The sequence below is a fragment of the Sphingomonas radiodurans genome (assembly GCF_020866845.1).
In the GTDB taxonomy this organism is placed as follows: domain Bacteria; phylum Pseudomonadota; class Alphaproteobacteria; order Sphingomonadales; family Sphingomonadaceae; genus Sphingomonas; species Sphingomonas radiodurans.
The window spans coordinates 2,006,303-2,020,484 of the sequence record NZ_CP086594.1; the positions used below are offsets into that span (position 1 = coordinate 2,006,303).

Below are 14,182 nucleotides of genomic sequence, written 5' to 3' on the forward strand. Positions count from 1 at the left end.
GTGTCGGTGCCGACGCTAAGGCGCCGGCACCGCTAATCCTCAACTGTCGTCGCTTTCCTCTTCATCATCAGTCGTCACCGCAACGTCGAGCCGCGCACCGTCAACGCCCTTGAGGAAGCGGCCGAGCTCGGCGGTGGTGACCGGGCCGAGCACGCGATCAAGCTCGGTCGTGATCGCGTCGATCTTGCCGCGGAGCTCGGTGTAGCGCTCGACCGTATCAGGCGGCAGCTTCTGATCCGCCGCATTCGTCTGGCTGTAGAGATAGGCGACGTGGGTTTGCAGTGCCGGCTTGCTGTAGCGGATCTTGGGCGTAATCAGCCGGTTGGCGATCGGCGCCAGTGCACTCGCGCGCGCCGAGTCGGGCGTGGTGGCGAGCGCGGTCTGCGCCTGCGTGAGCCGCGATACCGCCAGATTGGTATCGTTGACCAGCTTCAGTACGCGCACATTGTGATCGTACAGCGCCGTCAGATCGGCATTGGTGATGCCGCTGGCGAGGACGCGCGGATCCTCGACGACCTCGAGCGGCTGGCGACTGGTGACGCCCCCTGCGGTCATCTCGACGGTGTAGCTGCCTGGGGGCACCATCGGCCCCGGTGGATAACGCCGGCCCGCCGCCGGCGCGGCGCCGGCCGGTTCGCCCGACTGGCGCAGATCCCAGATGAAGCGGTGCATGCCGGGTGCGGCATCGAGCTTCGCGGGATAGGTCGGGCGATAACGGCCAAGGTCTTCGTCACCGCCGCCGCCGCCGCCGCCGGTTGCAGCGGGCCCTTCGCTGGTGAAGCTGCGCACGACCTCGCCGGCCGCGTTGCGGACGGTGAGCGTCACTGGCGTGGCCGGAGCCTTGTCGGCAAGGAAATAATCGATCTGCGCGCCGGGCAGGATATATTCCGGCCCCATGCTGGGGTCGGAGCCCTTGTCGCCGCTGGCGTTCACGCGGATCGCTGTCGCCGGCTTGTAGAGGCGGGTCGCATCCGCGGCGCCGGATTGCGGCAGCTGGCGCAGCACGCTCAGGTTGTCGAGCACGTAGAAGCCGCGCCCCTGCGTCGACAACACCATGTCGCCATGCGCGAGCCGAAGGTCAGTGACAGGTGTTGCCGGCAGGTTGAGCTGCAGGCTCTGCCACGCCGCGCCGTTATCGAAAGAGGCGTAGAGGCCGTATTCGGTGCCAGCGTAGAGCAGCCCCGGCCGCTCGGGATCCTCGCGAATGACGCGCGTCGGCTCGTCTGCAGCGATGCCGTTCTTGCCGTTCGTCAGCCGCGTCCATGATTTGCCATAGTCCGTCGTGCGATAGATGTAGGGCGCGAAATCCCCCATCAGATAGCGGTAGATCGCGGCATAGGCAGTGCCGGGATCGCGCACGCCCGGCTCGATATTCTGCACGCGCCCGCCCGGCGGCAGGCCCTTGGGCGTCACGTTCTGCCAGGACGCGCCATCATCCTGCGTTACGTGGATCAGGCCGTCGTTCGATCCAGCCCAGATCACGCCGGGCTTCAGCTTGCTTTCGCGGATCGCATAGACGGTGGAATAGACTTCCTCGCCGGTCGCATCGATCGTGATCGGGCTGCCCGAGGCATATTGCTTGTCGGCAGGCTTGGCGGTGAGATCGGGGCTGATCGCCTGCCACGTCACGCCGCCGTCGCGCGAGCGATGGACGAACTGCGAGCCGTAATAGACGGTATTCGCATCGACCGGCGAGATCTCCATTGGAGCGACGCGCTGGAAACGGTAGCGCAGGTCCTTCGGATCGTTGCCGTATAGCGATTCACTGCCGATCCAGTAGCGTTCCTCGTTGCTGTTGGTCGCAAGCTTCAGCCGGCTGAACTGCCCCTTGCACGCGCCCCAAACCATCGATGGATCGCCCATCTTGGGGATGATCGGTCCGGTTTCGCAGCCCGGCCCAATGAGGTAATCCTGCCCGTTACCCAGCGACTGCGAGGGAACGATGACGGTCGTATTGTCCTGCTGCGCGCCATAGAGGCGGTACGGATACTGATCGTCCACCGCGACCTGGTAGAGTTCGGCGGTCGGCTGGTTCGCTTGCGTCGTCCAATTGTCGCCGCCATCGACCGAGACGTTGGCGCCGCCGTCATTGGCCTGGATCATGATCTTCGAATCGCGCGGGTTCATCCACACGTCGTGGTTGTCGCCGTGCGGCACGGGGCGCGTCTTGAAGGTCTTGCCGCCGTCGACCGACTTGAACCAGCCTTCGTTGCCGACGAACACGGTGTTGACGTCGGTCGGGTCAACGCCGAGCGTCGTATAGTAGAACGGACGAGTGACGAGCTTGCCGTCGCCGTTCACCAGCGTCCAGCTCGTACCGGCATCGTCCGAACGGTACAGGCCCTGGCCGGGCTTTGCCTCGATCAGCGCGTACAGCGAGTTGGGCGCCGAGGGCGTGACGCCGATATTGGCGCGCCCGAACAGCCCGGTGGGCAAGCCGCCGCCCAGCTTCGTCCAGCTGTCGCCGCCATCGACCGACTTGTACACGCCGCCATCATTGCTGCCCGAGATGATCGACCACGGCTGGCGCAGGCCGTGCCACATCGTGGCGTAGAGGATCGCGGGATTGTCGGCCTGGAACTCGACATCCGCCGCACCCAGCCGGTCGGTGAGGAAGAGCACCTTCTTCCACGTCTTGCCGCCGTCTCGCGTGCGATAGACGCCGCGGTCCTTGGTGTATTTGAACGGATCGCCGGTCGCGGCGACGAACACTTCGTCGGGGTTTGTCGGGTTCACGCGCACGGTGGCGATCTGGCCGACGTCGCGCAGCCCCATGAACGTCCAAGTCTTCGCGCCGTCGACCGACTTGTAGAGACCCTTGCCGATCGAGACGTTGCTGCGGATTTTGGACGATCCGGTGCCAGCGTAGACGATGTCGGGGTTGCTGTCCGCCACCGCAACTGCGCCGATCGAGCCGACCCGAATCTGGCCGTCAGTGGTGTTGACCCACTTGTGGCCGGCATCGGTGGTCTTCCACACGCCGCCGCCGACGGTGCCCATGTAGAAGGTGCGCGGTTGCGAGGGGACGCCGGTAACGGTGGTGACACGACCGCCGCGCCATGGCCCAACGTGCCGGAACTTCATGCCCGACCATTGCGCCTTGTCGTAGCGCTGCGCCTCGGCGACGGTTCCAACGGTGGCAAGCAAGCCGCTCATCACGAGCAGCGCGAAAGACTTCCTCATCCCGGGCCCCTTTATCATTCGACCTGCGAGCATTCCGCTTGATCGTTCGACGACGGCCGGGCTGACACTGTCAGCCCGGCCACCGCCTTGTTACACATCACATATCGAAACGTAGGCCGATCCGGAATGTCCGGCCGAGATAATCGTAGAAGGTCTGGTTGATGCCCAGATCGACGTTGGACGTATCCGACGGTCCCTTGCCGACCGGAGCCGGATCGCGGTTGAAGAGGTTCGCGACGCGGAAGAAGAGCTGGCTCTTCGTTTTGCCGATCGGCACGTCATAGGCGAAATAGGTATCGACATAGAAGGCGCCGCTGAGGTGGTTGTCGGCGATCGTGCGGTTGATCGTGTTCGAGGCCGGGCAATTGATCGCGCACTCGACCCACTGGTTGTTGTACACGCCCGCGCTGAAGCCGCGTCCGATCACCTGCATCGAGAACGGCTCGGCCGCATAACCCAGCGTCATGCGATAGGTGAATTTCGGAGGACCGCCGCCGCCGTTTTGACCGACCGTATCGGTCGGTGCGTTGACGCCGTTCGATTCCGACGCTTCGAGATAACGCGTGGCGATGCCGCGGAAGCTCATCTTGCCGCCAAGCGATGGTGCGATGTCGGCGAGGTCGAACTGATAGCTCAGCTCGAAATCGAGGCCGCGTGCGCGCTGCTCGAGGAAGTTGTACGGGCTGTTGGCAATGAAATACTCGACAGCAGTGCCCGGCCCGGACGTGTTGTTGAAGCCGTTGGTGCCGTAAGCGATCGTTCGCGGGTTGGCGTCGGTGCCGATATTTGCCGACAGTCGCTCGCACAGGTCGAGCGTGCCGGTGAAGCAGCGATCGATGATTTCCTGTGGCCCGAGCGTGCCGATCGCCCCCTTGATCTTGATGTCGTAGTAATCGACCGACAGGCCGAGGCCCGGGATGAACGAGGGCCGATAGATGAGGCCCAGGCCCCAGGTGTCCGCCTTCTCGGGCTCGAGCGCGAGATTGCCCGTCACCGTCTGGGTATAGCGGATCGCTGCATTGCCCTGCCACGGATCGCCGATCGAATTGGTGTTCCGCGCGCCGCCCTGGAACAGTTCCGACAAGTTAGGCGCGCGGATGTCGCGCGAGCGCGTCACGCGCAGGCGAAGATCGGGGATCGGCTGCCAGCTGAGCCCTGCCTTCCACGTAACGACGTCACCCGATTCGCTGTAGCTGGTGTACCGCGCCGCGCCGCTGAACTCGAACTCGAATGGCAGCGAGACGAGCGCCTCGCCATAGGCTTCGGTGACGGTGTATGATCCGAACGTCGGGGTGAAATTCCCCGAATACCAGCCCGCTGCGAATTCCGGCGGCACAAAGCCCGAGATCTGCTCCTCGCGGCTTTCGACGCCGAACGCGATGCCGATCGGCTTGAGCCAGGGATTGGTGATGCTGGTGCTGACGTTCAGTGCCGCAACATCCTGTTGCAGGCGTCGATCGCCATAAGGCTCGCCCATGATGTAATCGATCGCGGCCTGCGAATTGACCCCGATGCCCATGCGGTTGAAGGGAACGCAGCCTACCGCCAGCGGGTTGGTGCTACCGTCGCGAACGGAGCGGCAGACGATCTGACCGGCCGAGTTGAACACGGCATCCGCCGCTAGGTTGAGCTTGTCACGGTTGGCCGAGACAAGTGCTTCCTTCGCGTTGGTGATGCCGCGCTGATAATATCCGTCCCACTTCCAGTCGAGCGCAAGCAGATCGAACGATCCTTCGACGCCGACGAGATAACGCTGCACGTTGCGATCGTAATTGCTCTCGCGCGTCGGAATGTCCTGGTTCCACGTGCCCAGCGTGAAGCCGGCGCCGTTAAGCTGCGTCCGCAGCGCGGCCGGGATGAAGGCGTTGTCGCCCGCGATCACCACATTCGCCTTGTCGGTGTGGTACCCGCCCCAGCTACCCTGCTTGCTGCGGTTATACGACAGTTCGGTAAACAGCTGCAGATTGTCGGTCACGTCGAAGCTGAAACGGCCGAAGATGCTGGTCAAATTTTCTTCGGGCTGGATAGATGTGCCGTAATAATGCTGGCTGACCTGATAGTCGCCCCCGACCGTCCACGGCAGGTTGTTGAGGCGGTTGGCGCCATAATTATAGCGGTTCAACGTGCCGCCCGAGCCGAAATACGTTCCGCGAAGCGCGGCGGTGGTCGAGCCGGCGCCGTTCGCGGCAACCGTGCCCCGCGTGGAGGTGATGATGCCGCCGCCGGTGGTGGTGTTCAGTCCCGAATTGAACGATTCCATATATTCGGGCTGGCCGTTGCCGGCGACATAGCGCGGGTTCTGGATCAGGTGGACGGCGCGGTTCTGCCATTCGCGTGCGCCAGCGCCATAGACGCCGCCGCGCTGGACGTAGTTGCCGCTGAGCAGCGCACGACCGCGACCATCGGCGAACTGCACGCCGCCGGTCAGCGTCGCGCGATAGGAGACGTCGTCGCCGTACGTCGTCTCGCCGTAGCTGATTTCACCCTTCAGCCCGGTGTATTCGCGATCGAGGATGAAGTTGACGACGCCGGCCACGGCGTCCGATCCATAGACTGACGCAGCACCACCGGTGACGACCTCGACGCTCTTCACCAGCCCCTGCGGAATGGTGTTGACGTCGACCGTGCCGTTCGCGACCGAGCCGACCGAGCGATGCCCGTCGAGCAAGACGAGCGTACGGTTGGTGCCCAGCGAGCGCAGGTTGATCGTGTTGATGCCGCCGTTGCCGCCGCTCAAGTTACGCTGCGTGTTCGATGGCGTCACGCTGCCTGCGACCGATGGAATCTGGTTGACGAAGTCGGCGACGTTGGCGGGTGCCGCGGCCTGGATATCCGCGAGGCCGATGACGGTGACCGGGGTCGGCGCGTCATAACCGTTGCGCACGATGCGCGAGCCGGTGACGGTGATCACGTCGTCCTCGCCGGTTGTTTCCGCTTGCTCGGGCGGCAATTCGGCTGGCGGCGTCAGCGTGGGAGAGGGCGATGGTGCCGCCGGGATGACTGCGGCATCCTGCGCGTAGGCGTTTGTCGCACCGGTGAGCAATAACGCGCCGAGCAATGCCTTGCGCGAGCCGACTGCGCCGGTGCGAACCGCTAGGCGGAGTGTCTCGCTGGTTACCTGCCGAACGGCTGTTTCAGAGGCGCTCGACGAAGATAGCGCGGGCAGGAATGATCGAAAGGCACGCATTATGACCCCCTATTGAACTAATCGCATCGCTCCTGTCGGAAGGGACTTTTCGCTTTATGGCGTTATTTTATTGCTCTCGGACGTGTTGTCGCGTCTCAAAAAGCCTTCCCTGTATGCCGACGCTATCAGTTGATTGCGCGTCGTCAAGCAGCCGCTAGATCTGGTTCCATGCTGATGCTTAGCGCGGCCATAAGGATCGGTTATGGGGTGGCCCGTGATCGAAGTGGCCCCGGCCAGATCGCTCCCCGCATTGACAAACAGGGTAGCAGCACGGATCAGAGCGAAACTAAGTGAATCGACTTAGCAGGCGGATGTGCCATTCCGCTGCCTGGAGGAGAGGGTGATAAGGCGGTTCGATCCGGGGCCTCGTCCTCGCCGAGCGGCACTGTCACCACCCTCGAGCATTCGGTTCGGAGGTCGTGCATGCCTAGAATGAAGTTCGGCGCTTTTCTTGCGCCCCACCACCCGATCGGCGAGCATCCGATGCTCCAGATGCGCAACGACATGCGCCTCGCCAAGCATATGGACGAACTTGGCTTCGACGAATTCTGGGTCGGCGAGCATCACTCGACCGGCTGGGAGACGATCGCGTCCCCCGAGCTGTTCCTGGCCGCGGTCGGCGAACAGACGCAGCGGATCCGGCTCGGCACTGGCGTGGTGTCGCTGCCGTATCATCACCCGTTCACCGTCGCGCAACGCATCGTCCAGCTCGATCACATGACGCGCGGGCGCGTGATCTTCGGCACCGGCCCGGGTGCGCTGCCCTCCGACGCCTATATGCTCGGCATCGATCCGATGACGCAGCGCGATCGGCAGGATGAGGCGATCGGCGTGATCCGGCGCTTGTTCGCGGGCGAGCGAGTCACGCACGAAAGCGAGTGGTTCACACTGCGCGACGCGCGGCTCCAACTGTTCCCGCTGCAGGAGGACATGCCGTTCGTCGTCGCCTCGTCGATCAGCCCGTCGGGCATGACGCTGGCGGGGAAATACGGGATCGGCGCGCTCTCGATCGGGTCGAATTCGGAGGCCGGGCTGGCCGCGCTGCCGACGCAATGGGGCTTTGCGGAGCAGGCGGCGGCCAAATCGGGCAAGACGGTCGATCGCGCGAACTGGCGCGTGCTGATGTCGTGGCACATCGCCGAAACGCGCGAGGAAGCGCGCGAGCAGGCCGGCGCCGGGCTGATGAAATGGCACAATGAATATACTGTCGGCACGCTGATGCGGCCCGGTGCCAAGCCCTTCGACTCGCCCGATCACGCGGTCGACGAAACCGCCTTCGTCGATGGCGCGGCGGCAGTGATCGGCACGCCGGACGATCTGGTCGCGGCAATCCGCAAGCTATCTGCCTCGGCCGGCGGGTTCGGCACGGTGCTCGGCTTCGCACATGACTGGGCCAATCGCGAGAATACGCTGAAGAGCTGGGATCTGGTCGCGCGGTACGTGATCCCCGAAATCCACGGGATGCTCGAAGGCTATCGCACCTCGCGGCAGTACGTGGTCGACCATCGCGAATCGTTCGAACGCGCCGGCCAGGCAGTGCTGTCCAAGATCATGTCGCACGAAGGCGCCGTGGCAGCGCTCAAGGCCGGGCAAGAGGGCGGTGTCGCGATGCGATCGCCCAACGCCCCCGATCTCAACAAGGCGGCCGAGGCGATGAAAGGCTGATCGCGCGGCGCCCGACAACGATACCCCAGGAAAAGGATGCCGCATGTCGATCGATTTCGAGATTCCCGCAGAAGCGAAGGCGATCCGCGCCAAGGTGCGCCAATGGGTGCACGACGAGTGCAAGCCGGCCGAACAGCGGCTGGTGGCGGGTGAGGACTATAAGACCGTCCTGAACGAACTGCGCACAAAGGCGCGAGGGCAGGGGCTGTGGTGCCCATTCATCCCGACCGAACATGGCGGCATGGGGCTCGGCCCGCTCGCCAACGCGCTGGTGCAGATGGAGCTCGGCGAAAGCCATCTCGGTGCGCTGTCGATGAACACGCAGGGGCCTGACGATGCAACGATGCTCACGCTGCTGACGCACGGCACCGAGCACCAAAAGGAGAAGTACCTCAAGCCGCTGCTCAATGGCGACAAGCGCATCTGCTATTCGATGACCGAGAAGGCCGCCGGCGCCGACGCGACGGGCATGCAGACCCGCGCGGTGAAGGACGGCAACGAGAATTACATCCTCAACGGCGAGAAGTGGTTCTCTTCCGCCGCCAGCGTCGCCGACATCGCGCTCGTCATGGCGATGACCGATCCCGATGCGCCGCGCCACCAGCGTTATTCGACCTTCATCGTCGAACTGCCAAACCCCGGTTACAAGATCATCCGCGATATCGAGACGATGGCAGTCCACGGCCCGCTGACCGAGATCCTGGGTGGCGGCCATTCGGAAGTCGAGATCAAGGACCTAGTCGTGCCGGCGGAGGATCTGCTCGGCGGCGAAGGCAATGGCTTCAACATGGGGCAGCATCGCCTCGCCTACGGCCGCTTGCGCCACGGGATGCACAATGTCTCGATGGCGCAGCGTGCGCTCGATCTGGCGACGGCGCATGTCGTGAAGCGCGAGACGTTCGGCAAGCTGCTGTCCGAGCGGCAAGGCGTCCAGTGGATGCTTGCCGATTGTGCGGCGGAGATCTACAAGGCACGGCTGATGCTGCTCCACATCGCCTACAAGGCCGAGCGCGGCGAGGATCTGCGGCAGGAGAATTCGATCGCCAAGGTCTTCCTCGCCAACATGGTCCATCAGGTGGTCGATACCGCGATCCAGCTCCACGGCGCGCTTGGCTTCAGCCTCGATACCCCGCTCGCCGCTTGGTACACGCACATCCGCTCGCAGCGGCTGGTCGACGGGCCGGATGAGGTGCATCGCTGGACGGTGGGCCGCAACGTCATCAAGGCATTTCAGCGCGATGGCACCACCGCTGCGGCGTGCGGGGGCGACTTGCTTTAGGTTTGCACCGTCGGTCGCGCGTTGGGGAGAGCGCCACGTGCGCCCTTGCAATGCGCGACCTGCGCGCCATCTTTTGTGCAACGCAGCATAGACCGCGGCCCTCCGGCTCGGCTGAGCCAGTCGAACAAGGACGCTGCGATGCCAAACCTCTCCGATACGATTTCCTTCCTCTCGCATCTGCAAGGCGTGATGGCTGGCGGCGCGACGCCTGCCGCGGCCGGCCGGCTGACCGAGCTTGAGGGGTTTGGCACCAACCCGGGCGCACTGCGGGCGAAGGTCTATGTACCGGATGGGGTGGTAGAGCCGTCACCGCTGGTGGTCGTGCTGCATGGCTGCACGCAGACCGCCGACGGCTATGATGTCGGCTCGGGCTGGTCACAGCTGGCCGATCGGCACGGCCTCACCTTGCTGTTTCCTGAGCAGCAGCGGCAGAACAACCCCAATTTGTGCTTCAACTGGTTCTCGCCCGAGGATAGCCGGCGCGATTCGGGCGAGGCGCTGTCGATCCGCCAGATGATCGGCGCGATGATGGCTCGGCATGCCATCGCAACGGACCGCGTGTTCGTCACTGGCCTGTCTGCGGGCGGCGCGATGGCGATGGTGATGCTGGCGACCTACCCGGAAGTGTTCGCTGGCGGCGCGATCATTGCCGGTCTGCCGTTCGGCTCCGCAAACACCGTGCCCCAGGCGCTCGAACGGATGCGTGGTCGCGGCGGGCCCGACTCGGCGGGGCTTACCGCATTGGTGCGCGGCGCATCGGATCATTCCGGCCCGTGGCCTACGCTATCGGTATGGCATGGCAGCGCGGACGCGACGGTCAGCCCCAAGGCCGCCGACGCGATCATCGATCAATGGCGCGCGCTGCACGGCGTCGGCAGTGAGCCGACTGAAACCACGACGGTGGCAGGCTATCCGCATCGACTGTGGCGCGATGCTGGCGGACGGGCAGTGATCGAGGATTACAGCATTACCGGCATGGCGCATGGCACGCCGCTCGACACGATCGGCGTGGATGGCTGCGGCAAGAGCGGCGCGCACATGATCGAGGCCAAGATATCCTCGTCGGATCGCATCTGCAGCTTCTGGGGGCTGGCGAGTGACAGCGTCGCGGCTGCCGGCACTCCGTCCAAGCGCGCGCCCGTCGCGCGCGAGACAGTTGCCCCGGCCAAGTCCAGCGACAAACCCTCGGCGACCTTCCGCCCATTGCGGCCCACCATCACAGCCCCGGCTGCTGTTACCGGCGTCGGCAAGGTGATCGAGGATGCGCTGCGATCAGCCGGATTGATGCGCTAGGCAAACCGCTACTCACCGGACCAGTGCGGAAACGACCTCGTCAACTCGGGAATGCCCATGTGCCTAGGCCACGCTTTAATGCGCCAGATGTGGGATCAGCGCCCGTCGACGGCGTTCAGGATCGCCCGGCCATAAGCGGTTTTCTTGAAGCGCTCGCCGGCTGCGCGCGCCTCGTCCTCGCCGATAAAGCCCTGTAAATAAGCGATTTCCTCGAGGCAGGCGATCTGGATGCCCTGGCGGTGCTGGAGCGTTCGGACGAACTCGGATGCCTCGAGCAGGCTGTCGTGCGTCCCGGTATCGAGCCACGCATAGCCGCGGCCCATCTGTTCGACGTAGAGGTCGCCGGCCTCCATGTAGAGCCGGTTGAGATCGGTGATCTCCAGCTCGCCGCGTGGGCTTGGCTTGAGGTTGCGGGCGAAGTCGACGACGCGATTGTCGTAGAAATACATGCCGGTAACCGCATGGTGCGACTTGGGGTTGGTGGGCTTTTCCTCGAGGCTCAGCGCGCGGCCGTCAGCGGCCAGCTCGACCACGCCGTAGCGCTCGGGATCCTCGACGCGGTAGCTGAACACCGTCGCGCCGCTGGTGCGCGCAACGGCGCTCGCGAGCAGGTCGGTCAGATGCGCGCCGAAGAAGATGTTGTCGCCGAGCACCAGCGCCACGTTATCGTCACCAATGAAGTCTGCGCCGATCGTGAACGCCTGCGCGAGGCCTTCGGGCTTGGGCTGTTCGGCGTAAGCGATCTGCAGCCCGAGCGCCGCACCGTCCCCGAACAAGCGCTGGTAATTGCCGATATATTCCGGGCTCGAGATGATCAGCACCTCGCGAATGCCGGCGAGCATCAGCACCGACAGCGGATAATAGATCATCGGCTTGTCGTAGACCGGCAGCAGCTGCTTGTTGACCGCGAGCGTTGCCGGGTGGAGCCGAGTGCCCGATCCGCCGGCGAGAATGATGCCCTTCACTTCTTGGCTCCGATCAGTTCGTCGAGGATGTCGCTTAGCGCGTCCTGCCACGCGCGCGGCTCGATGCCATAAGCGGCGCGGATCGCGGAATGGCTGAGCAGCGAATTGGCCGGGCGCTGCGCGGGCGTCGGATATTGGTCCGTCGTGATCGGGGTGACGTTGGCGAGCGGCCCGCCGCGGTCGCCCGACTGGCGGAAGATCTCGGCCGCAAAGCCTGCCCAGCTCGTCTCGCCGGCATTGCTGAAGTGGTACGTGCCGGTCGGCGCGTCCGCGTCCAGGGTCAGCCGCACGGTGATCGCCATCAGCGCAGCCGCCAGATCCGCCGCGCTGGTCGGCGAGCCGCGCTGGTCGGCGACGACGGTCAGCGTGTCGCGCTCGGCGCCGACGCGCAGCATCGTCTTGACGAAATTATTGCCATGCGCCGACACGACCCACGCGGTCCGCACGACCACATGGCGCGCGCCGCTGGTGCGCACCGCCAGTTCGCCGCCGAGCTTCGACGCGCCGTACACGCCAAGCGGGGCGACTGGGTCAGTCACTTCCCACGCGCCGTGCTTGTCGCCCGCGAAGACATAGTCCGTCGAAACCTGCACCAGCGGGATGCCGGCCGCGGCGCACGCCGCGCCGAACGCCGCAGGCGCCATGGCGTTGACCGCCCAGGCGGTGACGAGGTCGCTCTCCGCCTTGTCGACCGCGGTATAGGCCGCGCCGTTGATCACTGCCGACCAGGGGCGTTCCGCCACCTTGGCGGCGATCGCGGCGGTATCGGTGAGATCGAGATCGGCGACGTCGATCGCGACGACCTCATAGCCCGCCGGCCAGACGCAGCGCTGCAGCTCGGTGCCGAGCTGACCGTTCCCGCCCGTGACGAGGATCGCGTGAGTGCTCATGCCGCCACCCCGCGCCGCTGCGCCGCGCCACGCGCGACGATCGGGCGCCACCAATCCTCATTGTCGAGATACCAGCGCACCGTCTTCTCGATCCCGGTCTCGAACGTCTCCTGCGGCCGCCAGCCGAGCTCGCGCTCGATGCGCGTGGCGTCGATCGCGTAGCGCTTGTCGTGCCCCGGCCGGTCGGCGACCGAGGTGATCTGGTTCGCGTAAGCCTTGCCGTCGGCGCGCGGGCGAAGCTGGTCGAGGATGCTGCAGATCGTGTGCACCACCTCGATGTTCTGCTTCTCGTTGAACCCGCCGACATTGTACGTCCGGCCGATCTCGCCACGCTCGAACACTGCCTGTAGCGCGCGGACGTGATCCTCGACGAACAGCCAGTCGCGCACCTGATCGCCCTTGCCGTAGACCGGCAGCGGCTCGCCATCCAACGCCTTGGCGATCATCAGCGGCACGAGCTTTTCGGGGAAGTGATACGGCCCGTAATTGTTCGAGCAATTGGTGATCAGCACCGGCAGTCCGAAGGTATGGCCCCAGGCGCTGACGAGATGGTCGGACCCGGCCTTCGACGCCGAATAGGGCGAGCGCGGATCGTATGGCGTGTCCTCGGTGAACAGCCCCGTATCGCCGAGCGAGCCATAAACCTCGTCGGTCGAGATATGGTGGAAGCGGAACGCCTGCTTGGCGTCACCCTCCAGCGACTGCCAATAGCTGCGCGCTTCGGCGAGCATCGTATAGGTGCCCACGACATTGGTCTGGACGAACGCGCCAGGGCCGTCGATCGAGCGGTCGACGTGGCTCTCGGCCGCCAGATGCGTAATGACTTGCGGCTGGAACTCGGTGATCGCGGCGCGGACCGCTTCGGCGTCGCAGATGTCGCCCTGGACAAAGCGATAGCGGTTCGACTGCGCCACGCGCTCTACGGTCGAGAGCGTGCCGGCATAGGTCAGCTTGTCGAAGTTGAGCACTTCATGGTCGGTGTTCTCGACCAGGTGGCGGACGAGCGCCGAGCCGATGAAGCCGGCCCCGCCGGTGACGAAGATACGCATGGGATCAGTCCTTCAGGCGAGCGGGGCGAGCGGATTGCCGTCATAGGCAAACGGGCTGTCGAGATCCGCGAGTGCGGGCTGCACCTTGTCCTTGTCGCTGAGTTCGGGCGTGGCGCCGGCGGGGATCGGCCAGTCGATGCCAGCGCTGTCCCAGCGGATGCCGCCGTCAGCCTCGGGCGCATAGGTGTCCGAGCATTTGTACGTCACTTCACAATCGGGTTCGAGCGTGACGAAGCCGTGCGCGAAGCCGATCGGGATGAACAGCTGGTGGCCGTTCTCCGCGGAAAGCTCGGCGCCGACCCATTGGCCATAGGTCGGCGAGCCGCGCCGCACGTCAACCGCAATGTCCCAGATCCGCCCGCGAATGCACCGGACGAGCTTGTCCTGCCCCCGCGGCGACGCCTGAAAATGCAGCCCGCGAAGCGTAAAGGCGGGGGTGGAAAGCGAGTGATTGTCCTGCACGAAGCGGCACGTGATCCCGAGCTTCGCGAACGCGGGCTCGGAATAGACCTCCGTGAACCAGCCACGGGCGTCGCCAAAGCGGCGGGGGCGGATGAGTTGGACGGGAGACATGGCTTTTGCCTATCTTTTGTAGTGGATCGTTGCAATTGGGCCGGAAAAAACCGGAACCATTGGGCCGCTGGGATCAGAGACAACGACGAGGAAATAGC

9 protein-coding genes are annotated in these 14,182 nt (G+C 64.8%); 3 read left to right on the forward strand and 6 right to left on the reverse strand.

Translation table 11 applies throughout. The features are described from left to right. Positions 1–39: 39 nt before the first annotated feature. Complete coding sequence (locus tag LLW23_RS09380; RefSeq protein WP_228944922.1) at positions 40–3,183, reverse strand: sialidase family protein; 3,144 nt, start codon at positions 3,181–3,183, stop codon at positions 40–42. A 97-nt stretch (positions 3,184–3,280) separates the two neighbouring features. Beyond that, positions 3,281–6,370, reverse strand: a complete 3,090-nt coding sequence (locus tag LLW23_RS09385) for a TonB-dependent receptor domain-containing protein (protein WP_228944924.1) — start codon at positions 6,368–6,370, stop codon at positions 3,281–3,283. Positions 6,371–6,793: 423 nt separating this feature from the next. On the opposite strand from LLW23_RS09385, the gene LLW23_RS09390 reads away from it, so the two are divergent. From LLW23_RS09390 to LLW23_RS09400, 3 genes are all read left to right on the forward strand, one after another. Next, a complete protein-coding gene (locus LLW23_RS09390) occupies positions 6,794–8,035 on the forward strand; it encodes an LLM class flavin-dependent oxidoreductase (protein WP_228944926.1) in 1,242 nt (413 codons plus the stop codon). A 43-nt stretch (positions 8,036–8,078) separates the two neighbouring features. Next, positions 8,079–9,314 (forward strand): acyl-CoA dehydrogenase family protein, encoded by a 1,236-nt coding sequence (locus LLW23_RS09395; protein ID WP_228944928.1) that lies wholly within the window; start codon positions 8,079–8,081, stop codon positions 9,312–9,314. 138 nt (positions 9,315–9,452) lie between these two features. Beyond that, positions 9,453–10,607 (forward strand): extracellular catalytic domain type 1 short-chain-length polyhydroxyalkanoate depolymerase, encoded by a 1,155-nt coding sequence (locus tag LLW23_RS09400; protein WP_228944931.1) that lies wholly within the window; start codon positions 9,453–9,455, stop codon positions 10,605–10,607. 95 nt (positions 10,608–10,702) lie between these two features. Here the strand turns inward: LLW23_RS09400 and rfbA are convergent, their stop codons facing one another. Genes rfbA through rfbC form a run of 4 tightly spaced genes read right to left on the reverse strand, consistent with a single transcriptional unit; the run spans position 10,703 to position 14,084 of the window. Then, on the reverse strand, positions 10,703–11,572 hold the full coding sequence (rfbA, locus tag LLW23_RS09405) for a glucose-1-phosphate thymidylyltransferase RfbA (protein WP_228944933.1): 870 nt from the start codon (positions 11,570–11,572) through the stop codon (positions 10,703–10,705). After that, a complete protein-coding gene (rfbD, locus tag LLW23_RS09410) occupies positions 11,569–12,462 on the reverse strand; it encodes a dTDP-4-dehydrorhamnose reductase (RefSeq protein WP_228944935.1) in 894 nt (297 codons plus the stop codon). Before rfbD ends, rfbA begins: the two co-directional genes overlap by 4 nt. Further along, positions 12,459–13,511: a dTDP-glucose 4,6-dehydratase gene (rfbB, locus tag LLW23_RS09415; protein ID WP_228944937.1), complete on the reverse strand. Its 1,053-nt coding sequence runs from the start codon at positions 13,509–13,511 to the stop codon at positions 12,459–12,461. The genes rfbD and rfbB overlap by 4 nt, the downstream gene beginning before the upstream one ends. A 12-nt stretch (positions 13,512–13,523) precedes the next feature. Then, on the reverse strand, positions 13,524–14,084 hold the full coding sequence (rfbC, locus tag LLW23_RS09420) for a dTDP-4-dehydrorhamnose 3,5-epimerase (RefSeq protein WP_228944939.1): 561 nt from the start codon (positions 14,082–14,084) through the stop codon (positions 13,524–13,526). Positions 14,085–14,182 lie beyond the last annotated feature (98 nt).

What these genes read in the sequence shown, in the direction of transcription:
- LLW23_RS09385 (WP_228944924.1), bottom strand. Translation starts at nt 6,370, where the DNA reads ATGCGTGCCTTTCGATCATTCCTGCCCGCGCTATCTTCGTCGAGCGCC.
- LLW23_RS09395 (WP_228944928.1), top strand. Translation starts at nt 8,079, where the DNA reads ATGTCGATCGATTTCGAGATTCCCGCAGAAGCGAAGGCGATCCGCGCC.
- LLW23_RS09400 (WP_228944931.1), top strand. Translation starts at nt 9,453, where the DNA reads ATGCCAAACCTCTCCGATACGATTTCCTTCCTCTCGCATCTGCAAGGC.
- LLW23_RS09390 (WP_228944926.1), top strand. Translation starts at nt 6,794, where the DNA reads ATGCCTAGAATGAAGTTCGGCGCTTTTCTTGCGCCCCACCACCCGATC.
- rfbC (WP_228944939.1), bottom strand. Translation starts at nt 14,084, where the DNA reads ATGTCTCCCGTCCAACTCATCCGCCCCCGCCGCTTTGGCGACGCCCGT.
- LLW23_RS09380 (WP_228944922.1), bottom strand. Translation starts at nt 3,183, where the DNA reads ATGAGGAAGTCTTTCGCGCTGCTCGTGATGAGCGGCTTGCTTGCCACC.
- rfbD (WP_228944935.1), bottom strand. Translation starts at nt 12,462, where the DNA reads ATGAGCACTCACGCGATCCTCGTCACGGGCGGGAACGGTCAGCTCGGC.
- rfbB (WP_228944937.1), bottom strand. Translation starts at nt 13,511, where the DNA reads ATGCGTATCTTCGTCACCGGCGGGGCCGGCTTCATCGGCTCGGCGCTC.